Here is a 21284-nt window from a genome sequence, read left to right as displayed (position 1 = left end):
CCTGGCAATGAACAGCATCTTGATCGTCGATGACGAATACTTGATCGCCGACATCCTCGGATTCGCCCTGGAGGATGAGGGTTTTCTGGTAGAAAAGGCCAGCAATGGGCGCAAGGCGCTCGAGGCCCTGAGGGAGAAGCGGGTGGACCTGGTGATCACCGACTACATGATGCCGGCGCTCAATGGCGAGGAGCTGGTCAGGGCGATTCGCAATGAGCTGCAGCTGCCCGATCTGCCGGTCATTCTCATGAGCGGCGCGCAGGCCTACGAGGGGCACAGGCTGCCGGAACTGTTCAGCGCGGTGTTCGACAAACCGTTCGACATGGACCGCATGATCGCCAAGGTCCGCGAACTGTTGAGTCCCTGAGCCGCAGGCGGGATCCCGCGGGGACGTGCCGTGCGATCAAGCGCGTCCGTGCGGCTTGAGGCGAAGGGTGGTCAGTATTGGTCGTCGGCTTTCTCCGGAGCGGGGTTGCCGGCCTGGATGCGCTTGAAAATCTCTTCACGATGGACCTGGACATCCTTGGGCGCATCGATGCCGATCCTCACTTGCATCCCCTTGACGCCCAGAATGGTGACTTTGATGTCATCGTTGATGACGATGCTTTCGCCAACCTTGCGGGTGAGTATCAGCATGTAGTTCTCCTTGGTGATGTAGAAATCCGTGGGGCTATGTGCCGCAGCGGTGGGAGCCTGTCCCTCTTCCTTCTCATTAAAGACGCTTTCGGAAGATATTAATTCCTGAGCGAACAAAATCTGTTGGCGGTCTTCAGTTGCAGGTGCCGACATCAACCGGGTCAGATCAATCGGCGAAGGTGCTCGGTGGCAAGGATAGGGGGCCGGAGCGAATATGGGAAATTTCTCTGCTTTATGTTGTAAATAGCTCTGGTCAATGAAACTTCACAGCGCTTCGAGTGCCTGCAGAAAACGCAACAGGGCCACCTCTTCCTGCTCCAGGCCTTTGCGTGCCCGCACTCGCGGAAGTTCGGCAAGGCGGCCCAGGTGGAAGTGCTCGAGCAGCGCTGGATGGATGTAGCAGCGTCGGCACACCGCCGGCGTGTTGCCCAGGCGCGTTGCAACCTCGCGGACGATGGCCGCGACCTGGCGCCTGGCCTCGGCCTCAGGCTGCCAGGCCAGCGGACGCAGCAGGCTCAGGGCCAGGGCGCTGCCGCCCCAGGTGCGGTAGTCCTTGGCGGTGAAGTCGGCACCGGTCAGTTGTTGGAGGAACAGGTTGATGTCACTGGAGCCGATGCGATGGCGCTGGCCGTCCTCGTCCAGGTACTGGAAGAGTTCCTGGCCAGGCAGCTCCATGCAGCGCTTGAGCAATTGCGCCAGGCGCCGGTCGCGCACGGTGATGCTGTGCTCGACGCCGCGCTTGCCGCGAAACTGGAAGCGAATGGTGCTGCCCCTGACCTCGACATGTCGGTTGCGCAGGGTGGTCAGTCCGTAGGACTGGTTGTCGCGCAGGTATTGACGGTTGCCGATGCGGATCAGCGTGTTGTCGAGCAGGCTGACCACCAGTGCCATGACCTTTTCCCGGTCCATCCCGGGGCGTGCCAGGTGCTGGTCCAGGTGCTGGCGCAGCCCTGGCAACGCTTGCGCGAAGGCCAGCATGCGCCCGTACTTGTGCTCGTCGCGTAACGTGCGCCACTCGCTGTGGTAGCGGTACTGCTTGCGCCCACGGGCATCGCGACCGGTGGCTTGTAGGTGGCCTTGTGGGTCGAGGCAGATCCACACATCGGTATAGGCGGGCGGGATGACCAGCGCCGCGATACGCGCCAGCGTCTCCGTGTCGCGCACGCGCTCGCCATCAGGGCTGAGGTAGATGAAGCGCCCACGCCAAAGGCGTCGGCTCAGGCCGGGCTGGGTGTCGTCGACATAGTGCAGGGTGCGGGGCAGGGTGATCTCGGGCATGGCGCAGTCCATCGACCAGTTGTCATCTGTGGACAACGACAGTGCCTGAGTTGCTCAGGCCAACAGCGCCACCGACTTGATCTGCGCCCACAGCATCTGGCCCGGCTGCAGCCCGAGCTGGTCTGCCGAGTACCGGGTGATGCGCGCGAGCAAGGCGCTGCCGGCAGCGTCGAGGCTGACCAGCACGTGCGCCGGGTTTTCGGCCGGGCGACATTCACGCACGGTCACCGGCAAACGGTTGAGGATGCTCGAGGCGCCGTCGTGGGCGAGGGTCAGGCTGACATCGCGGGCGTGTACCTTGAGGCGCAGGGTGCTGCCGACATGCAGGTCGGGATGGGCGATGCGCAGCAGCGCACCGTCGCTGCCCGGCAAGCGCAGGTCGAACAGTCCATAGTCGGGTTGGTGGCCGATCACCACACCTTCGAGCACCACACCCGCTTCCTCGCTCTGCGCCAGCGAGAGGTCGAGGCGCGCGAGCGTCTGGCCGATCGGGCCGCTGGCCAGGACCTTGCCCTGCTCCAGCAGTACCAGATGATCGGCCAGGCGTGCGACCTCGTCCTGGGAGTGGCTGACGTACACCACAGGGATGTCGAGCTCGTCGTGCAGGCGTTCGAGGTAGGGCAGGATCTCGCGCTTGCGCGGGCCGTCCAGGGCGGCCAGGGGCTCATCCATCAACAGCAGTCGGGGGCTGCTGAGCAGGGCGCGGGCGATACCGACACGCTGCGCTTCGCCGCCGGAGAGGGTGATGGGCTTGCGTTCGAGCAAGTGTCCGATCCCCAGCAACTGGCAGGCCTGGTCCAGTCCGACCTTGCGTTCGCCGGCTGAGACCCGCCGCCAGCCGAATTCCAGATTGCCGCGCACCGAGAGGTGCGCAAACAGGCTGGCCTCCTGGAACACATAGCCCACCGGGCGTCGATGCGGGGCGAGGAAAGTGCCGTGGCGACTGTCTTCCCACACCTCGCCATTGATCTCGATGTAGGCTTCGCTGGCGCGTTCCAGGCCGGCCAGGCAGCGCAGGCAGGAAGTCTTGCCTGAGCCCGAATGGCCGAACAGGGCGCTGATCCCGCGGCCCGGCAGGTCGAGGTCGACATCCAGGGTGAAGTCGTCGCGCGCCAGTTTCAGGCGTGCGTGCATGCGTGAACTCATCTCAGCTCCAGCCAGCCTTGCCACGGCGGCCGGCATAGAGCATCAGCAGCACCAGGAAGGAGAACACCAGCATCGCACCGGCCAGCCAGTGCGCTTGCGAATAGGCCATGGCTTCGACGTGATCGAAGATCTGCACCGAAACCACGCGGGTCTTGTCGGGGATGTTGCCACCGATCATCAGTACCACACCGAACTCGCCGACGGTATGGGCAAAGCCGAGGATGCTGGCAGTGATGAAGCCCGGCCTGGCCAGCGGCAGCACCACGTGGATGAAGGTGTCCCACGGACTTGCCCGCAGCGTTGCGGCCACTTCCAGCGGGCGCTGGCCGATGGCGCTGAAGGCGTTCTGCAGGGGCTGGACCACGAACGGCATGGAGTACACCACCGAGCCGATCACCAGCCCGGTAAAGCTGAACACCACGGTGCCTAGCCCCAGCGCCTGTGTAGCCTGACCAAGCCAGCCGTGGGGGCCGAGCGCGATCAGCAGGTAGAAACCGATCACTGTCGGTGGCAGCACCAGGGGCAGTGCCACGACTGCCCCGACGGGCCCGCGCAGCCATGAGCGGGTGCGTGCCAGCCACCAGGCGATGGGCGTGCCCACCACCAGCAGGATCAGTGTGGTCAGGCTGGCCAGTTTGACGGTCAGCCAGATCGCCCCCAGGTCACTGGCGTCGAGTGGCATCAGATTTCATAGCCGTAGGACTTGATCACCGCAGTGGCTTTCGGACCCTTGAGGTACTCGACCAAGGCCTTGGCCGCCGGATTATCCTTGCCTTTGTTGAGAATCACCGCGTCCTGGCGAATCGGGTCGTGCAGGCTGGACGGGACGATCCACGCCGAACCGTTTTCGACCTTGCCATCCTTGTAGATCTGCGACAGGGCGACGAAGCCCAGTTCGGCGTTGCCGGTGGAGACGAACTGGAAGGCCTGAGTGATGTTCTGCCCTTCCACGATCTTGCCCTTGGTGGCTTCGGTCAGCTTGAGTTTGTCCAGCACCTGGGTCGCGGCCAGGCCGTAGGGCGCGGTCTTGGGGTTGGCGATGGACAGGTGCTTGAAGTCGTTCTTCTTCAACACCTCACCCTTGTCGTCGACATAACCGGGCTTGGCGGACCACAGGGCGAGGGTGCCGATGGCGTAGGTGAAGCGCGAGCCTTCGACGATTTCCTTTTCCTGCTCAAGCTTGGCAGGGGTGCTGTCGTCGGCGGCGAGGAACACTTCGAACGGCGCGCCGTTCTTGATCTGCGCGTAAAACTGTCCTGTGGCGCCAAAGGCTGCGACCAGCTTGTGTCCGGTGTCTTTCTCGAAGTCCTTGGCGATCGCCTGGATCGGCGCGGTAAAGTTGGCCGCCACGGCCACCTGAACTTCATCGGCCCAGGCGCTATTGAGGCAAATCAGGCTGGCCAGGGCGCTGGCGGCCAGGTGGGACAGGCGAATACGCATGAAACGGGCTCCTCGGAGGGTTATCGTTATATTGCGAAATATATAGCGATAAGCCGTTCGCCGGGAAGAGGTGAAATCATGGCAGGGTGCTATCGGGACGCCAGGCCTGTATCGGCGGTGCAGGCACCCAGGGCGGCGGCGGGCACGCCCTGAGCGCTGTGGCTGTTGGATTACAACGCCTTGCTGACCTGAATGTCGCTGATTTTCTCGGCGTCTTCGCCGTGGATCTTGCGCAACGCTTCCAGGGCTTGTTCCTGAGAGGCATCGGGCATCACGGCAAAGTCCCAGCGGCGCTGGCCGTCGAGCTTGTACTTGATCACGTATTTGAGGTTCTGGGTCATGGCAGGGCTTATCCGAGTTTCGACGACGAGCGACGGATGATCTTGATCTTGTGGGTGAAGGTCGGCTTGCGCGTCACCGAGATCGGGCGGGCGGTCACGGTATCGAGCGTGATGTTCCAGAAACCGGTGCTGGGGACGGTGATTTTCGCCGGGAAGCGGTCGAACAGGCCGCCGTGGTAAGTGTGGCGACCGCCGTTCTTGAAGCTGCGGAAGTTGGCGTCGTTCATCAGGCGGATGTTGCAGCGCTGGGAGCACTCGATAACGACGATGTCGTCCTCGTTGAGGTGCTCGCGCTGGTGGACGAATTTCATGTGGGGCTCCGCGAGGTTGGGATTCTGCAAATGCCCAAGATACCACGATGTCAGGGTACACTGGCGGGCTGCACGGCCGGGCCAGGGAGAAATCTGCCAAAGCAGGGAGCAAAACCGCCCGGACGTTGTCGAACGATTTCTTTGATTGGCAGAGGTGCAACGGATGAAGTGGGTGATGGCGGCGGCGACGCTGGTACTGGGTGGTTGCGTCAGCGTCTCGGAGCTGGAGCAGTCGCGAGAGACGCTGGATGTGATCTCCGGCAAGACGCCGCGTGAGTATGCCGATTGTGTCAAGCAGAAGCTGGGCGACACCCGTGATCCGCTGGTGGAAGAGGCGCGTGGCGATGGCCTGCGCCTGATCGTGCCGCAGAAACTCAGTGCCGGTGTCGGCCCGGCAGCGCTTGTCGATGTCGACAAGCGTGGCAGTGGCAGTGCCATCAAGCTGCATGAACGCTTGAACAACTTCCCTCTGCGTCTGGGTGATGTGCGCTCCGCAGCGACCCAGTGCATCTCCGGTTCTTGATCCAGCGCAAGCAATACGTCGTTAGACGCCCGCTCAATGCCTTATGAGTTGTAGGGACATTGTTCCGCTTTAGTTATCCGGACTAGTATCCATTTCCTTATGTCTTTTAAGACTAAGCTTATAACAAGGAAATGGAGTGTCCCTGATGAACCCGATGAGTCGCGTCATGATCGGCAGTCTGCTGATCCTGGCCTGGCCCGCGGCGCATGCCGTCGATGGCCAGAAAATCTTTACCCAGGGCGGGCAGAATCCCGCCGCCATGGCCTGTCTCGGTTGCCATGGCCCGGACGGCAAGGGTATCGCCGCCGCTGGTTTTCCCCGCCTGTCCGGCTTGTCTGCCGGATACCTGAGCAAGCAACTCGAGGACTTTCGCTCGGGCAGCCGTAAGCAGCCGGTCATGGAGCCGCTTGCCAAGGCGCTGAGCGACGAGGAGATCCGCTCGGTCAGCGCTTGGCTGGCCGAGCAGCCTTCCGATCCGGTTACGGGTTCGCGCCGTCAGCAAATGGCCAGCGATCCGACCGAACGCCTAGCCTTGTACGGCGACTGGAGCCGGCAGATTCCCGGTTGTGTGCAGTGCCATGGCCCAGGTGGTGCGGGGGTTGGCGAGCACTTTCCGCCACTGGCCGGGCAGCCGGCGGCTTACCTGGTTGCGCAGCTCAATGCCTGGCGCGACGGTAGCAGGCGTAACGACCCTAACCAACTGATGGTCGGTGTGGCCAAGGCCATGACCGATGCCGAGGTGACGGCAATCGCCGACTACTTCGCCCACGCCGCCCGCCAGGAGGTCGCACCATGAAAAAAGTCCTGATCGCAGCATTGTGGCTCGGCGCAGGCGTCGCCCAGGCGGCGCAGATCGCCATGCAAGACCAGTCGCAGCTCAAGGTGCCCGGCAGCCAGGCCACTCCGGTATTCGTGCCTCCTGCAGAAAGCGAGTTGCCGGACAACGCGTTCGGCCAGATGGTCCGGCAGGGGCATGCGCTGTTCGTTGATACTCGCCGCTTGATGCCTGAGGCTGTCGGCAATGGCATGAACTGCAGCAACTGCCATCTCGACCAAGGCCGCATGGCCCACTCCGCGCCGCTGTGGGGCGCCTACCCGATGTATCCCGCCTATCGCAAGAAAAACGACAAGGTCAACACTTACGCCGAACGTATCCAGGGCTGTTTCCAGTTCAGCATGAACGGCAAGCCCCCGGCGGCCGACAGCCCGCAGATGACCGCGCTCAGCGTCTATGCCTACTGGCTGGCGACCGGCACTCGCACAGGCGTGGAGACGCCCGGTCGCGGTTATCCTGAGGTGCCGCAACCCAAGGACGGCTACGACTTCAAGCGTGGCGAACAGGTGTACAACGAGCAATGCGCTATCTGCCACGGTGGCAAGGGCGAGGGGCAGAAAGTTGCAGGTGAATACGTCATGCCACCGTTGTGGGGGCGCGATGCCTATAACTGGGGGGCCGGGATGCACCGGATCAACACCGCCGCGTCCTTCATCAAGCACAACATGCCGCTGGGCAAGCCAGGCAGCCTGAGTGACCAGCAGGCATGGGATGTCGCGGCCTGGATCAACCGCCACGAACGCCCGCAGGATCCGCGCCTGGTAGAGGGCTCCATCGAGAAGACGCGGGTGAAGTTCCATGCCAACGATGGCGTCAACCTGTATGGGCAAAAGGTCGAGGGTGTATTGATCGGGCAGGGCACGGGCGGCTGAATACCGCGCACCTGTCATATTCCCGCCGTGTCGCTGTCACGGCCCTGCAATCGCCTGCAGGTTGCAATGTCGTATCTTCCTGAAGGAGTGCGGCCATGGAACTCTGTGTGATCGGGGCGGGGTATGTGGGGCTGGTCACGGCGGCCTGTTTCGCGCAAATGGGCAATCGCGTGGTCTGTCTGGAGCATGACCGTTCGCGCCTGGCCCGGTTGCGTCAGGGGCAGTGTCCGATCTACGAGCCCGGGCTCGCTGCGCTCGTGCAGGAGGGGCTGCACAGTGGCCTGTTGAGTTTCACCGAGCACTGGGATCACGCGTTGGCGCGGGTCGATGTGGCGTTCATCGCCGTGGGCACGCCCAGCCATGAAGACGGCTCGGCGGACCTGCAGCATGTGCTGGCGGTGGCCGACAGTCTCGGGCGGCACTTGCTGCGCCCATGCCTGGTGGTGAACAAGTCGACCGTGCCGGTGGGCACGGCCGAGCGGGTTGCCCGCCAGGTCAACAGCGGCTTGCGCGCACGCGGGGCCAGTTTCACGGTGTCGGTGGCGAGCAATCCGGAGTTTCTCAAGGAGGGCAGCGCCGTCGAGGACTTCATGCGCCCTCAGCGGATCATCATCGGCACCGACAGTGACGCCGCCACTCAATGCTTGCAGCGCCTGTATGCGCCCTTTGTACGTAACCGGGAGCGCGTGCTGGTCATGAGCCCGCGCGCCGCCGAATTCAGCAAGTATGCCGCCAATGCCTTCCTTGCCACCAAGATTTCCTTCGTCAACGAACTGGCCGGCCTGTGCGCCGAGCTGGACGTGGATATCGAACAGGTGCGTCGCGGGATCGGCAGCGACCGGCGCATCGGCAGCGATTTCATCTACGCAGGCTGCGGCTATGGCGGCTCATGCTTTCCAAAGGACGTGCGTGCGCTGATCCACACAGCCGAGCAGCATGGCTATCAGCCGTCGATCCTGCGCGCGGTCCAGGCGCGCAACGCGCAGCAGAAGACCTTGTTGTTCCAGGCACTGCAGGAGCATTTCGGGGGTAGCATGCGCGGGTGCAATGTGGCGTTGTGGGGCCTGGCGTTCAAGCCTGGCACCGACGACCTGCGCGAGGCACCCAGCCTGGTGCTGCTCGACGCCATGCTGGCGGCAGGGGCACGGGTGCGGGCCTGTGACCCGGCGGCGCTGGAGGGGGCCGCGGCGGCTTATCCGCAGGCGCTGGCAAGTGGTCAATTGCAGTTGGGGGATGATCCCTATGCCTGTGTGGAGGGCGCGGATGCACTGGTACTGGTGACCGAATGGAAGCAGTTCCGCCAGCCGGATTTTCGTCGGATCAGGGGCCTGATGCGTAAGCCGGTACTGTTCGACGGGCGTAATATTTACGATCCATCGGAACTATCTACACTGGGTTATCTCTATCATGGCATCGGTCGGCCACAGGCGGGGCATTGTAAGGTGACTGCCGCCTGATTAGACTGCGCCGAATACCACAGGCCCAGCCCTTGTTTAAGGATGTATATGATCAAAAAATGCTTGTTCCCGGCAGCCGGTTACGGCACCCGCTTCCTGCCCGCTACCAAAGCCATGCCCAAGGAAATGCTGCCGGTGGTGAACAAGCCACTGATCCAGTATGGCGTTGAAGAGGCCTTGGACGCCGGTCTGAACGAGATCTCCATTGTCACCGGGCGCGGCAAGCGCGCGCTGGAAGACCATTTCGACATCAGCTACGAGCTGGAAAACCAGATCAAGGGCACCGACAAGGAAAAATACCTGGTCGGTATCCGTCGCCTGCTCGACGAGTGCTCGTTCTCCTATACCCGCCAGACTGAAATGAAAGGCCTGGGCCACGCCATCCTCACCGGTCGCCCCCTGATCGGTGACGAGCCGTTCGCCGTGGTGCTGGCGGACGACCTGTGCGTCAACCCTGAAGGTGACGGTGTACTGACGCAGATGGTCAAGCTGTTCAATCAGTTCCGCTGCTCGATCGTTGCCATCCAGGAAGTCGATCCGCAGGAAACCAACAAGTACGGCGTGATTGCTGGCGACATGATCCGCGATGACATCTTCCGCGTGACCAACATGGTCGAGAAGCCCAAGCCTGAAGATGCGCCGTCGAACCTGGCAATCATTGGCCGCTACATCCTGACCCCGGACATCTTCGATATCATCGCCAACACCGAGCCGGGCAAAGGCGGGGAGATCCAGATCACCGACGCCCTGATGCAGCAGGCACAGAACGGTTGTGTCATTGCCTACAAGTTCAAGGGCAAGCGTTTCGACTGCGGCGGCGCCGAAGGCTATATCGACGCCACCAACTTCTGCTTCGAGAACTACTACAAGACCGGCAAGGCCTACTGAGTCCGAGCCAGCGCTGCAGCGTCACTTTTCTTGCTGTCTGACGCTTGCAGCGCGTCACGAAAAGAGCCACCCTCGGGTGGCTTTTTTTGTGGAGTCTGGAAAGTGGCCTACGATTTTGATCTGTTCGTGATTGGTGCCGGTTCCGGCGGTGTACGCGCGGCGCGCTTTGCCGCGGGGTTCGGGGCGAAGGTGGCGGTGGCCGAGAGTCGTTATCTGGGCGGCACCTGCGTCAACGTCGGCTGTGTGCCGAAGAAGTTGCTGGTGTACGGTGCACACGTCGCCGATGAGCTGGAGCAGGCGGCCGGCTACGGCTGGACCCTCGAAGAAGGTCACTTCGACTGGGGCACCCTGATCGCCAACAAGAACCGTGAGATCGAGCGTCTCAACGGCATCTACCGCAACCTGCTGGTCAACAGCGGCGTCACCTTGCTGCAAGGTCATGCGCGCATGACCGGTGCCCATGAGGTTGAGGTAGAAGGTCAGCGCTACAGCGCGGCGAACATCCTCATCGCCACGGGCGGCTGGCCACAGGTGCCTGACATCCCTGGCAAGGAACTGGCGATCACCTCGAACGAGGCGTTCTACCTCAAGGAGCTGCCACGCCGGGTGCTGGTGGTCGGTGGTGGCTACATTGCCGTCGAATTCGCCGGCATCTTCCAGGGCCTGGGCGCCGATACCACCTTGCTGTATCGCGGCGACCTGTTCCTGCGCGGCTTCGATGGTTCGGTACGTACCCACCTGAAGGAGGAACTGGAAAAGCGCGGTCTGGACCTGCAGTTCAACGCTGATATCCAGCGTATTGACCAACAGGCCGATGGCAGCCTCAAGGCGACGCTCAAGGACGGTCGGGAGTTGATCGCCGACTGTGTGTTCTACGCCACCGGTCGTCGTCCGATGCTCGACAATCTGGGGCTGGAGAACACCGGCGTGGAGCTCGACGAGCGCGGTTACATCCGGGTCGACGACCTGTACCGTACCACCGAGCCTTCGGTGTTCGCCTTGGGCGATGTAATCGGTCGTGTCCAGCTCACACCGGTCGCTCTGGCTGAAGGCATGGCGGTAGCCCGTCACCTGTTCAAGCCTGAGCAGTACCGTTCGGTGGACTATCAGAACATCCCCACGGCGGTGTTCAGCCAGCCGCCGATCGGCACCGTCGGCCTGACCGAAGAGCAGGCACTGGCTGCCGGCCACAAGATCCAGATCTTCGAGAGCCGCTTCCGCGCCATGAAGCTGACCCTCACCGACCTGCAGGAAAAGACCCTGATGAAGCTGGTGGTCGATGCCGAGACCGACAAGGTCCTGGGTTGCCATATGGTGGGGCCGGATGCAGGCGAGATCATCCAGGGGCTGGGTATCGCACTCAAGGCAGGCGCCACAAAGCAGCAGTTTGACGAGACTATCGGCGTGCATCCGACCGCCGCCGAGGAATTCGTCACGATGCGGACTGTAACTCGTTGATAGTTCGCAGCATTCTCCGGGCCTCGAAGCATGAGGCCTGGGGATTGTTCCCACAATCGCATAGTAGAGAATCCTACCGCTGTCATGGTTGTCGCTAGCCGCTGATCAACCAATCACCGACAGAGCCTCCCAAGGCTGATGCAGATACTGTTGCCGCGCCGCTCTACGGCGCCGGTTCGGCATGTGCCTGATCGTCTAGCTTGAGGAAGGATGATATGGACAGGTTCTACAAAAGTGTTTTTGCGCTCTGCGGGTTGTCGCTGATCGCTGGGGGGGCCCAGGCAGACCATGGCGAAATCAGCTTTCAGGGGCGGGTTCTGGCGCCGACGTGCATCATCAATGGGGGGGACGGCAATCTTCCGGTGACCCTGCCGGATGTCAACGCCGCGAAACTCGTGCGTCCAGGCGATGTGGAAGGGGAAACGCCCTTCGTATTGCAACTGACGGGTTGTACCCATGTCGGCCAGGTTTCAACCTACTTCGAGCCAGGTGCAAGCGTCAGTGATCAAGGGCGTCTGATCGTCGATGCCGGCGGCAGTGAAAACGTCGAGCTGCAATTGCTCAACAGCGCCAAGAGCGTCATGAATCTCGCTGCAGCCAAGGGTTCGCAGAACTCCCAGCAAGTCACCCTCGTGGACGGTAACGCGACGCTGCGCTACTACGCCCAGTACTACTCGACAGGCCGCACTACCCCAGGCCTGGTCAGTTCCAGAATCCGCTACTCGCTGGATTATCTCTGAGTCCTATGGAGCAGCCCTGTCCGGGGCTGCTCCGCTCCCAATTTTCGAGTGGAACATCATGAAGCTATCTCTCAGCGCCATGGGGTGGGGATCGTTGCTGGCCGCGTTTCTGTCGTGCACGCAGGCCAATGCCAGTGTGGTGATTGCCACCACGCGGGTCGTCTATCCCGCCGAGAGCTCCGAGGTCACTGTCAGGTTGAGCAACGAGGGACGGTATCCGTCGCTGGTGCAGGTCTGGGTCGACGAGGGAGGGCCGGAAGAGGCCGAGGATGAGTTACAGGGGCCATTCAGCGTGACACCTGGGTTGTTGCGCCTGGACCCGGGCAAGCGCCAGAGCCTGAGGGTGTTTCACGATAGTCGTGCCATGCCAACGGATCGAGAGAGCCTGTACTGGCTGAATGTACTCGATGTCCCGCCGAAAGGTGGTGGCGATAACAGCCTGCAGATTTCCCTCAGGACTCGTATCAAACTGTTCTATCGGCCGCAGGGATTGGCCGCAAAGCCCGCCGATGCTCATGCACGGCTTACCTGGCGCCTGGTCAGGGAATCCCAGGGCTGGGTACTGCACGCGGACAATCCCACGCCTTATCACGTCAATCTCGCCAAGCTTGAGGCTGTCCATCCGGGTTCGGCGTTGCCAGCATCGGTAGGCCATGTTGCTCCCCTCAGCAGCGCCCGTTTCGCGTTGAGCTCCGCGCCGTCTCGTCCCGATGCGGTTTCCCAGGTCCGCTATCAGTACCTGGATGACTACGGCGCCTCTCGAGAAGCTGTTGCAATCCTGCAGTTCCCTCAAGGCCGTTAAACCCATGAGTTTTCGCCGGTGGTGGGCCATTCTCGGTATGACAGGAGGGTATGTCGGGCTTGTACCTGGTGTGGAGTTCGATCCCGGCCTGTTGCGCCAGGGCAGCACGATCAATCTCGAGCGTTTCCAGGCCAGCGATTCGGTTCCCCAGGGCGACTTTGCCCTGGATATCATCCTCAACCAGCAGTGGATAGGGCGGCGCACCGTGTTTCTGCGCAATCGGGATGCATCCGGTCAGGCGGCGCCCTGTTATGACCGAATCCTGCTCGAAGAGTTGGGGCTTGATCTAGCGAGGCTGGCGGCTCAGCCGCGCAAGCAACTGATCATCCCCGACAGCTGCATGATGTTGCCTCAACTGCTGGTGGCCGCCAGCGAGGACCTGGATTTTGGGGCCTTGCAACTGCGCCTTGAAATTGACAGGTCTTTGCTGCGTCGCCAACCCCAGGACAATTTGCCATTCCATACCTGGGATGCAGGTGTCACAGCAGGGTTTGTCGACTACCGCCTGAATGTCCATGAGCAGCACGACCTGCTGGCAGGCAGTCGTAGCCAGCAGGGCTATCTCGGCCTGCGTGCCGGATTCAATACCGGGGATTGGTATTGGCGCCACGAAGGCAATGCGCAGATGAGCGACAAGCGCGCAGCCCGGTACCAGCCGGGTGCGACGTCGGTACGGCGCGATGTTCCCTTGTGGTCGGCCCAGCTTACTCTCGGCGATGGCTACGCTGCTGGGGATGTATTTGACAGCAGCGCCTTTCGCGGACTGCGATTATCCACTGACGAGCGCATGTTGCCCCGCGCACAGCGGGGGTTTGCGCCGGTCGTGAGGGGCGTGGCCAATACTACGTCGCTGTTGAGCATCCGCCAGCGAGGGATGCTGCTGCATGAGTCGACGGTGCCGCCGGGGCCATTCGAGATCGACGACCTTTATGCCAGTGGCCTCAACGACGATCTGGAGGTCACCCTGGAGGAGGCTGACGGCAGCGTACGACGCTTCACGTTGCCCTATCAGGCCGCGCCACTGGCCTTGCGAGAAGGGGCAAGCCGTTTCGACCTTAGTGCGGGGGTGTGGCGCGACGACCTTGGGCGTCCTGGCCCAGGGCATGTGCAAGGCAGTTGGCAGCAAGGGGTGGACAACACCTTCAGCGTACATGGAGGCGCCTGGCTGGCAGAGGACTATCTGGCCAGCGCCATGGGGGGGGCAATCAACAGCCGCTTTGGTGCTTTTGGATTGACCGCATACCAGGCGCAGGCATCGCTAGGCCAGGGTCGCTCCGCGCAGGGGCAGGCGCTGCGTTTCAGTTGGCGCCAGCGGGTGGAGGCAACGGCCACCGACCTGAGCGCCAGCCTTACCCATCGCAATAGCGCTGACTACTACAGCTTTGACGAGTTCGCCCGCACCAGCCAGCAAACGCAGCGTACAAATCAGCGTTCGCCTCAGCACTGGCGGGCAGCGATGACACTTCAGCAGCGCCTGCCCGGAAGCGGTCGTCTGAGCTTGAGGGCCAGCGCGGGTAAGCAGTGGGGATCTGGGGTGGGCAATCGTGAGTACAACGTGGGGTATTACAACAATCTGCGCTCGCTCTCCTACGGCATGACGCTTGGGCGCGAGTATCGAGGCAACGGACAGGCCGTGAGCGCTTTGACACTGACGGCCAGCTTGCCGTTGGGTCTGCAACGTCGTGGATCGCTGAGTTCCAGCATGAGCCGCGACTCCGAAGGCGGGGCCAGGACGAATGTGCGCTGGAGCGCGACTGCCGGCGAGGATGGGCAATGGGGGTATGGCCTGTCCAGTGTGTACCAGGAGGGAAGGCAAGGCGGCGCAGGGCTCGACGCCAACCTGGTGCATCGCAGCCCGACGGGAGAGCTGAGCGGGGTCGTGGCCCAGCGCCAGGGATCCCGTCAGCTGGCACTCGGCGCGCGTGGCTCGGTGGTCGCCCATCCGGGAGGTGTACTGTTGGCACAACCGTTGGGCGAAAGTTTCGCTATCGTCCATGCCCCCTTCGCTGAAGCGGCGCGTATTCAACAGCATCCGAGTGTGCGGCTGAATGCCCAGGGCTTTGCGGTGGTCCCCTCGTTGAGCCCCTACAGCGTGAATACCGTCGACCTGGACCCCAAGGGCATGTCACAGGATGTGGAGTTGCAGATCAGCGGTCAGTCGGTGGTGCCCCGAGCCGGTGCGGTGACACTGCTGCACTATCCGACGCGCAGCGGTCGCTTGCTGATGCTGGAGGCTCGCAACGAGCACGGGCATGCCTTGCCGTTCGGTGCCCAGGTATTCGATGTGCAAGGTGACGAGGTGGGGATGGTGGGGCAGGGCAGCCGCCTGCATTTTCGCTCGCATGACGCGCGAGGACGGGTAAGGGTCTCCTGGGGTGAGCAAGCAGATGCGAGCTGCTGGCTGGATTACGCAGAGGGCGCAGCCTCGACCTGTACTTCAGGACCGGCAGACGAGGCATAGGAATGAAAAAATCTATCGGTCGCGCAGCTTATAGCCAAAACCAATCACCAACATGAGGTTTACCAATGAGCCATTGTCGAGGTCATTGGATAGGATTACTCCATCGAAAGTTACCCACCCCAAGTTAACTAACCCTCGAAGGAGCGTTTCTCATGCCAATCATCAACAGCCAGGTCAAACCGTTCAACGCCACTGCCTACCACAAAGGCGAGTTCGTTCAGGTAAGCGAAGCCGACCTGAAAGGCAAATGGTCCGTCGTGTTCTTCTACCCGGCCGACTTCACTTTCGTCTGCCCGACCGAACTGGGTGACCTTGCTGACAACTACGCCGAGTTCCAGAAGCTGGGCGTCGAAATCTACGGCGTGTCCACCGACACCCACTTCACCCACAAAGCCTGGCACGACACTTCGGACACCATCGGCAAGATCCAGTACCCGCTGATCGGTGACCCTACCCACGTCATCTCGCGCAACTTCGACGTGCTGATCGAAGAAGCCGGTCTGGCTGATCGCGGCACCTTCGTGATCAACCCGGAAGGTCAGATCAAGATCGTCGAACTGAACGACGGTGGTGTAGGTCGTGACGCAGCCGAGCTGCTGCGCAAGGTCAAGGCTGCCCAGTACGTTGCCGCTCACCCAGGCGAAGTCTGCCCGGCCAAGTGGAAAGAAGGCGAAGCCACTCTGGCGCCGTCGCTGGACCTGGTCGGCAAGATCTGAGTCCATGCATCAGTCGAGGGCGGTGAGCAGCCGCCACAGCTGAAGTACTCACTGCCCCGTCAAACGCCCGGGCGACCTCGCCTGGGCGATTTTGTATCCGAGTTTTGAAAAAGGAATCGCCCCGTATGTTGGACGCCACGCTTAAATCGCAACTGAAAACCTACCTGGAGCGGGTCACCCAGCCGATCGAGATCGTTGCCTCCCTCGACGACGGCGCGAAGTCCCGTGAAATGCACGACCTGCTGGTTGAGATCGCCGGCCTGTCGAACCTCATTACCCTGCGCGAGGACGGCAGCGACGCCCGTCGCCCGTCATTCTCGCTCAACCGTCCCGGGGGCAATATCAGCCTGCGTTTCGCCGGCATCCCCATGGGCCATGAATTCACCTCTCTGGTACTGGCGTTGCTGCAGGTCGGCGGCCACCCTTCGAAGGCCAGCGCCGAAGTGATCGAGCAGATCCAGGCCCTGGAAGGCGAGTTCAGCTTCGAGACTTACTTCTCGCTGTCTTGCCAGAACTGCCCGGACGTGGTCCAGGCCCTGAACCTGATGGCAGTGCTCAACCCCAACATTCGTCACGTCGCCATTGATGGTGCGCTGTTCCAGGATGAAGTCGAATCGCGTAAGGTCATGGCGGTTCCGAGCATCTACCTGAACGGTGAAGTGTTCGGCCAGGGCCGTATGGGCCTGGAAGAGATTCTTGGCAAGATCGACACCAGTGCTGGCAGCCGCCAGGCTGAAAAGATCAACGCCAAGGACGCTTTCGACGTGCTGGTGGTCGGCGGTGGCCCGGCTGGCGCTGCGGCAGCCATCTACGCTGCGCGCAAAGGCATTCGTACCGGCGTTGCCGCCGAGCGCTTCGGCGGCCAGGTGCTCGACACCCTGGCGATCGAGAACTTCATCTCCGTGCAGGAGACCGAAGGGCCGAAGCTTGCCACTGCGCTGGAAGAGCACGTCAAGCAGTACGACGTCGACATCATGAATTTGCAGCGCGGTGAAGCGCTGATCCCGGCCGCCGATGGCGGTCTGCATGAAGTACGCCTGGCCAGCGGTGCGTCGCTCAAGGCCAAGACCGTGATCCTCGCCACCGGCGCCCGCTGGCGCGAAATGAATGTCCCCGGTGAGCAGGAATACCGCTCCCGTGGCGTGGCCTACTGCCCGCACTGCGACGGCCCGCTGTTCAAGGGCAAGCGCGTGGCGGTGATCGGCGGCGGCAACTCTGGCGTGGAAGCAGCCATCGACCTGGCCGGTATCGTCGCTCAGGTGACGCTGATCGAGTTCGACAGCCAGCTGCGTGCCGATGCGGTGCTGCAGCGCAAGCTGCACAGCCTGCCGAACGTCAAGGTGATCACCAGCGCCCTGACCAAGGAAGTGCTGGGTAACGGCGAGAAGGTCACCGGCCTGCGCTACGAAGACCGGACCAGCAACGAGATCCACGAACTGGCGCTCGAAGGTATCTTCGTGCAGATCGGCTTGCTGCCGAACACCGATTGGCTCAAGGGCACGGTCGAGTTGTCGCCGCGCGGCGAGATCATCGTCGACGCCAAAGGCCAGACCAGCATCCCGGGTGTGTTCGCGGCCGGTGACGTGACCACGGTGCCGTACAAGCAGATCGTCATCGCCGTGGGCGAGGGCGCCAAAGCTTCGCTGGCAGCCTTCGACCACCTGATCCGGACTTCGGCGCCGGCGTAAGTCAGCGCTGGTCTGATCGCGGGACAAGCCCGCTCCCACCGGTAAAGCGCAGTTCTCGAGAGCTGCGCTTTACCGGTGGGAGCGGGCTTTTTCGTGATATGGCCGACCAAACCAAGTATCACCCGAGGGTGTCTATGATTACTGCAGACGCTCCCAGGAGGTACAGTCATGACCCCGATCAGTCGAGAACCCTGGTGGTTGGTGCCACCCAAGCCCGGCCAGCAGGAGCAGGACCTGCACTGGGGCTATCTGGAAATCTATCCCGACGGCCGCACCGTGTTCGTCGACCAGCGCCCCAGCGACAGAGAGTTGGCCGAGCGCAAGAGCTGCCGTAACTTCCCCGAACCCGACCAGCCCTGACTCAGCCCTCAAGCTGAGCCAGCCGGGCTTCCAGTGCCGCGATCCGGGCTTCCAGCGCCTCGATCCGCTCGTCCGAAGCCGCACCTGACGCACTGCGTGAACCACCTTCCTGCTGGCGCGCGGCAAGAATCGCTTCGATCTCGGCCGGATCGCCCAGGGCGTGGGTGTAGCGGTCTTCACGCTGGCCTGCCTGACGTGGCAGGTGCAACGCCAGCCCACGTGAAACCAGGCGTTCCAGCTGATGCTGGACCTGATCGACGTCTTCGAATTCGTGCAGGCGATTGCTGCGGGTCAGTAATTCGTTGAGAGTCTGCGGCCCGCGCAGGAACATCAGGCCCATCAGTACCAACTGTGCCGGCACCAGTTCCAGCGCCTTGTCCAACCGCTGCTCCCAGCGGTCGGCGCGGCTGCCCATCTGCAGGCGGGCCATGTCCTGGCCTTCGAGTGCACGCAGGGCCTGGCCGACCTGGCCGGGGGAGAGGTTCATCACCGGCTCCCGGCTGGTCTTCTGGTTGCAGGCCAGGACCAGCGCATTGAGTGTCAGTGGGTAGCTTTCCGGGCTGGTGGCCTGCTTTTCGATCAGCGCGCCGAGGATACGGACCTCGATACTGTTGAGGCGGCCTTCGCCTGCGGTTTCGTGTTCTGACATGGCCCTGTCTCGTTACTAGGAAAGGCCATTAGCCTAGGCCTTGCGTCTGGCTTAAGCAATTGCGGCTCAGACAGCACGCCGCTCCATGGCCTCGCACGCAGCCGCAGTGAACAGTACGTCGGTCGATGAATTGAGCGCGGTTTCCGCCGAGTCCTGCAACACACCGATGATGAAGCCGACGGCAACCACCTGCATGGCAAGCTCGCTGGGAATGCCGAACAGGCTGCAAGCCAGAGGAATCAACAGGAGCGACCCGCCGGCCACGCCCGAGGCGCCGCAGGCACAGACCGCAGCCACCACGCTGAGCAGCACCGCGGTCGGGAGGTCGATGGTGATCCCCAGGGTATGCACCGCCGCCAGGGTCAGCACGGTAATGGTGATCGCTGCCCCGGCCATGTTGATGGTCGCACCCAGCGGGATCGACACCGAGTAGGTGTCTTCATGCAGGCCCAGGCGCTCCGACAATGCCAGGTTCACCGGAATGTTTGCCGCCGAGCTGCGAGTGAAGAACGCGGTGATACCGCTTTCGCGCAGGCACAGGAGGGTCAGCGGGTAAGGGTTGCGACGAATCTTCCAGAACACGATCAACGGGTTCATCACCAACGCCACGAACAGCATGCAGCCGATCAGCACCCCCAGCAGGTGCAGGTAACCGAGCAGGGCATCCAGGCCCGCCTCGGCCAGGGTCGAGCTGACCAGGCCGAAGATCCCCAGCGGGGCGAAGCGAATCACCACGCGAACCAGCTGCGTGATGCCGTTGGACAGGTCGTCGACCACACCGCGCGTTGCCTTGCCGGCCTTGCGCAGCACTATGCCCAGGCCGATCGCCCAGGTCAGGATGCCGATGAAGTTGGCATTGACCAGTGCGCTCACCGGATTGTCCACCGCGCTCAGTAGCAGGCCCTGCAGCACTTCGGTAATGCCGCCGGGGGCGCTCAGCGTCGCTTCATGTGCGCTCAACACCAGAGTCGAAGGGAAGGCCATGCTCGCCACCACGGCGACCACCGCGGCACCGAAAGTGCCCAGCAGGTAGAGCCAGAGAATAGGGCGGATATGGGTCTGCTGGCCTTGTTGGTGGTTGGCGATGGAGGCAATGACCAGCACGAACACCAGGATCGGTGCCACGGCCTTGAGGGCCGAGACGAACACCTTGCCGAGGAATGCAAGATCCCGGGCCAGGCTCGGGGCGATCAGCGCCAGGGCGATGCCGGCAGCCAGGCCAATGATGATCTGTGTCACCAGGCTGGTGCGGTTGAGAAGGCGAAAAACAGGGCTCATGTGCAGCGGGGTCTCGGGTTTGAACGAACCGCGGACTTTAGCACAGGCACTGTAGGACAGGGCTGACGGTATTGTTCCTCCGACGCACTGCAGCGATCGCGGTGCAATCTGCCAGAAAAAGCCAGCATGGCCTCACCAGTTGAACAGTTCCCTGCGTGCCCCCTCGGTAATCGCCACGATTCCCGGATGCTTGACCTTGCGCTCCACCGAAATCGCATAGAACGACTCATGCACCGCCTCGGTTTGCCCGATCAACTCCACGCCGTATTGCCGACACACCTCATCGGCGATCACGCTTGGTGCCACGAAGACGCCGCTGCCCGATTGTCCGAATGCCTGCATCAAGGCGCTGTCGTCGAATTCCCCGACGATACGCGGCTGCACCTGCTGCTCGGCCAGCCAGCGCAACAAGCGGCTGCGCACCACCGTTTCCTGGCCGGGGATCAGTAGCGGTGCGTCGTTGAGGCAACCGGGGAAGGGCTGCTTCAACCGAGTGGCAAGTGCCGCAGTAGCAAAAAAGCTCAGGCCGCACTCGCCGAGTTTCTGGCTATAGCCCTTGATGTCCAGATGGCTGGGCATGGGGCTGTCGGAGATCACCAGGTCAAGGCGCTGGATCGCCAGGTCCGCGAGCAGGCGCTCCAGCTTGTCTTCACGGCAATTGATGCGCAGTACTTCGTCAAGCTCCATGGTCGGTGCCAGCAAGCGATAGACGATGGACTTGGGCACCACGTCGGCGACCCCGACGCGGAACAGGATCTGCTCTTGGGGGCCGGCCCGCAGCAGCGTCTCGAGTTCGCTGCCGATCTGGAACATCTGCTCGGCATAGGCGAGGGTCTGGCGGCCGGTTTCGGTCAGCTCCAGTTGGCGACCGACGCGCTGGAACAGCTCCAGGTTGTAGGTCTGTTCGAACAGGCTGATCTGGCCGCTGATGGTCTGCGGCGTGAGATTCAATTGCTCGCTGGCGCGGGTGATGCTGCCAGTGCGGGCTACTACCCAGAAATAGTGAAGCTGCCGGTAGTTGAGCATGGAGACGCTACTCGATTCGAAAAAAACGAAGTATAACCGCTAAAAATACGAATTTTCCTGAACTGTTGTCCTCTCTAGAATTCGACCCCATCAGGCGCGGTGCGCGCGCCAGCCGAATATCGATAAGCGAGGACCCTATGCTACAACTGAAATCCATCGGCACCCCGTTGGTACTGGTGCTGGCGCTGTTGGCCACGGCGGGGTGCGACCAGGCCGAGAAGTCGGCCCAGCAGGTGCTGAACCAGGCTGCCGAATCGGCCAAGCAGGCGATCGACAAGACCAACGAGGCGGCCCAGCAAGCGCTGAACGACACTCTTGGTGGTGAAGGGCAAAAGCCCGAGAGCAAGCAAGACAAGAACGACACCCAGGACATCTGAGC

General features: G+C 62.3%; 24 protein-coding genes. 14 read left to right on the top strand and 10 right to left on the bottom strand.

The features are described from left to right. Positions 1-7 precede the first annotated feature (7 nt). Positions 8-367, top strand: coding sequence for a response regulator (locus VA602_RS04000; RefSeq protein WP_323452545.1), 360 nt, complete (start codon positions 8-10; stop codon positions 365-367). 71 nt (positions 368-438) lie between these two features. Here the strand turns inward: VA602_RS04000 and csrA are convergent, their stop codons facing one another. From csrA to VA602_RS03965, 7 genes are all read right to left on the bottom strand, one after another. Further along, complete coding sequence (csrA, locus tag VA602_RS03995) at positions 439-636, bottom strand: carbon storage regulator CsrA (protein ID WP_054892092.1); 198 nt, start codon at positions 634-636, stop codon at positions 439-441. A gap of 264 nt (positions 637-900) precedes the next feature. Next, complete coding sequence (locus VA602_RS03990; RefSeq protein WP_323452544.1) at positions 901-1914, bottom strand: DNA topoisomerase IB; 1014 nt, start codon at positions 1912-1914, stop codon at positions 901-903. Between the two features lie 54 nt (positions 1915-1968). Continuing rightward, positions 1969-3060, bottom strand: a complete 1092-nt coding sequence (gene modC / locus VA602_RS03985; protein WP_323452543.1) for a molybdenum ABC transporter ATP-binding protein — start codon at positions 3058-3060, stop codon at positions 1969-1971. Between the two features lies 1 nt (position 3061). Then, the gene (gene modB, locus VA602_RS03980; RefSeq protein WP_063545336.1) at positions 3062-3742 is read right to left on the bottom strand and encodes a molybdate ABC transporter permease subunit; all 681 of its coding nucleotides are present in this window, start codon (positions 3740-3742) and stop codon (positions 3062-3064) included. Next, on the bottom strand, positions 3742-4500 hold the full coding sequence (modA, locus tag VA602_RS03975; protein WP_323452542.1) for a molybdate ABC transporter substrate-binding protein: 759 nt from the start codon (positions 4498-4500) through the stop codon (positions 3742-3744). Before modA ends, modB begins: the two co-directional genes overlap by 1 nt. 170 nt (positions 4501-4670) lie before the next feature. After that, entirely contained in the window at positions 4671-4841 is a 171-nt protein-coding gene (locus VA602_RS03970; protein ID WP_172964765.1) for a hypothetical protein, read from the bottom strand. An 8-nt stretch (positions 4842-4849) separates the two neighbouring features. Next, complete coding sequence (locus VA602_RS03965) at positions 4850-5152, bottom strand: DUF1883 domain-containing protein (protein WP_153774856.1); 303 nt, start codon at positions 5150-5152, stop codon at positions 4850-4852. 163 nt (positions 5153-5315) lie between these two features. Between VA602_RS03965 and VA602_RS03960 the strand changes: the two genes are divergently transcribed. The 12 genes from VA602_RS03960 (at position 5316) to VA602_RS03905 (ending at position 17952) form a co-directional block, all read left to right on the top strand. After that, positions 5316-5675, top strand: a complete 360-nt coding sequence (locus VA602_RS03960; RefSeq protein WP_197891257.1) for a hypothetical protein — start codon at positions 5316-5318, stop codon at positions 5673-5675. Between the two features lie 145 nt (positions 5676-5820). Further along, entirely contained in the window at positions 5821-6471 is a 651-nt protein-coding gene (locus VA602_RS03955; RefSeq protein ID WP_153774855.1) for a c-type cytochrome, read from the top strand. Further along, positions 6468-7382, top strand: coding sequence for a c-type cytochrome (locus tag VA602_RS03950; protein ID WP_323452541.1), 915 nt, complete (start codon positions 6468-6470; stop codon positions 7380-7382). Before VA602_RS03955 ends, VA602_RS03950 begins: the two co-directional genes overlap by 4 nt. A gap of 95 nt (positions 7383-7477) precedes the next feature. After that, positions 7478-8839 carry a UDP-glucose dehydrogenase family protein gene (locus VA602_RS03945; RefSeq protein ID WP_323452540.1) on the top strand — a complete coding sequence of 454 codons (1362 nt, stop codon included), beginning with the start codon at positions 7478-7480 and terminating at the stop codon, positions 8837-8839. 48 nt (positions 8840-8887) lie between these two features. Beyond that, positions 8888-9727, top strand: coding sequence for a UTP--glucose-1-phosphate uridylyltransferase GalU (gene galU, locus VA602_RS03940; protein WP_063545331.1), 840 nt, complete (start codon positions 8888-8890; stop codon positions 9725-9727). Positions 9728-9829: 102 nt separating this feature from the next. Continuing rightward, entirely contained in the window at positions 9830-11185 is a 1356-nt protein-coding gene (gene gorA, locus VA602_RS03935; protein WP_153774852.1) for a glutathione-disulfide reductase, read from the top strand. A 215-nt stretch (positions 11186-11400) separates the two neighbouring features. Further along, positions 11401-11925, top strand: a complete 525-nt coding sequence (locus tag VA602_RS03930) for a fimbrial protein (protein ID WP_323452539.1) — start codon at positions 11401-11403, stop codon at positions 11923-11925. A gap of 58 nt (positions 11926-11983) precedes the next feature. Beyond that, positions 11984-12727, top strand: coding sequence for a fimbrial biogenesis chaperone (locus tag VA602_RS03925; protein ID WP_063545329.1), 744 nt, complete (start codon positions 11984-11986; stop codon positions 12725-12727). 4 nt (positions 12728-12731) lie between these two features. After that, positions 12732-15188 carry a fimbria/pilus outer membrane usher protein gene (locus VA602_RS03920; protein WP_323452538.1) on the top strand — a complete coding sequence of 819 codons (2457 nt, stop codon included), beginning with the start codon at positions 12732-12734 and terminating at the stop codon, positions 15186-15188. 152 nt (positions 15189-15340) lie between these two features. Beyond that, on the top strand, positions 15341-15904 hold the full coding sequence (gene ahpC / locus VA602_RS03915) for an alkyl hydroperoxide reductase subunit C (RefSeq protein WP_004375926.1): 564 nt from the start codon (positions 15341-15343) through the stop codon (positions 15902-15904). Positions 15905-16029: 125 nt separating this feature from the next. Next, positions 16030-17592, top strand: a complete 1563-nt coding sequence (ahpF, locus tag VA602_RS03910; RefSeq protein WP_054892077.1) for an alkyl hydroperoxide reductase subunit F — start codon at positions 16030-16032, stop codon at positions 17590-17592. 168 nt (positions 17593-17760) lie between these two features. After that, positions 17761-17952 carry a hypothetical protein gene (locus VA602_RS03905; RefSeq protein ID WP_054892076.1) on the top strand — a complete coding sequence of 64 codons (192 nt, stop codon included), beginning with the start codon at positions 17761-17763 and terminating at the stop codon, positions 17950-17952. 1 nt (position 17953) lies between these two features. Here VA602_RS03905 and VA602_RS03900 read toward each other — a convergent pair whose 3' ends face one another. From VA602_RS03900 to nhaR, 3 genes are all read right to left on the bottom strand, one after another. Further along, entirely contained in the window at positions 17954-18601 is a 648-nt protein-coding gene (locus tag VA602_RS03900; RefSeq protein ID WP_323452537.1) for a YceH family protein, read from the bottom strand. A gap of 66 nt (positions 18602-18667) precedes the next feature. Beyond that, the gene (gene sstT / locus VA602_RS03895; protein ID WP_323452536.1) at positions 18668-19879 is read right to left on the bottom strand and encodes a serine/threonine transporter SstT; all 1212 of its coding nucleotides are present in this window, start codon (positions 19877-19879) and stop codon (positions 18668-18670) included. A 132-nt stretch (positions 19880-20011) separates the two neighbouring features. Continuing rightward, entirely contained in the window at positions 20012-20905 is an 894-nt protein-coding gene (nhaR, locus tag VA602_RS03890) for a transcriptional activator NhaR (RefSeq protein WP_323452535.1), read from the bottom strand. 137 nt (positions 20906-21042) lie between these two features. On the opposite strand from nhaR, the gene VA602_RS03885 reads away from it, so the two are divergent. Next, complete coding sequence (locus tag VA602_RS03885) at positions 21043-21282, top strand: hypothetical protein (protein ID WP_065862494.1); 240 nt, start codon at positions 21043-21045, stop codon at positions 21280-21282. Positions 21283-21284: the final 2 nt, after the last annotated feature.

Source organism: Pseudomonas machongensis (assembly GCF_034961125.1).
Classification (GTDB): domain Bacteria; phylum Pseudomonadota; class Gammaproteobacteria; order Pseudomonadales; family Pseudomonadaceae; genus Aquipseudomonas; species Aquipseudomonas machongensis.
The sequence above is the reverse complement of the archived record's forward strand: the minus strand, read 5'-3'. Positions and strand labels throughout refer to the sequence as shown.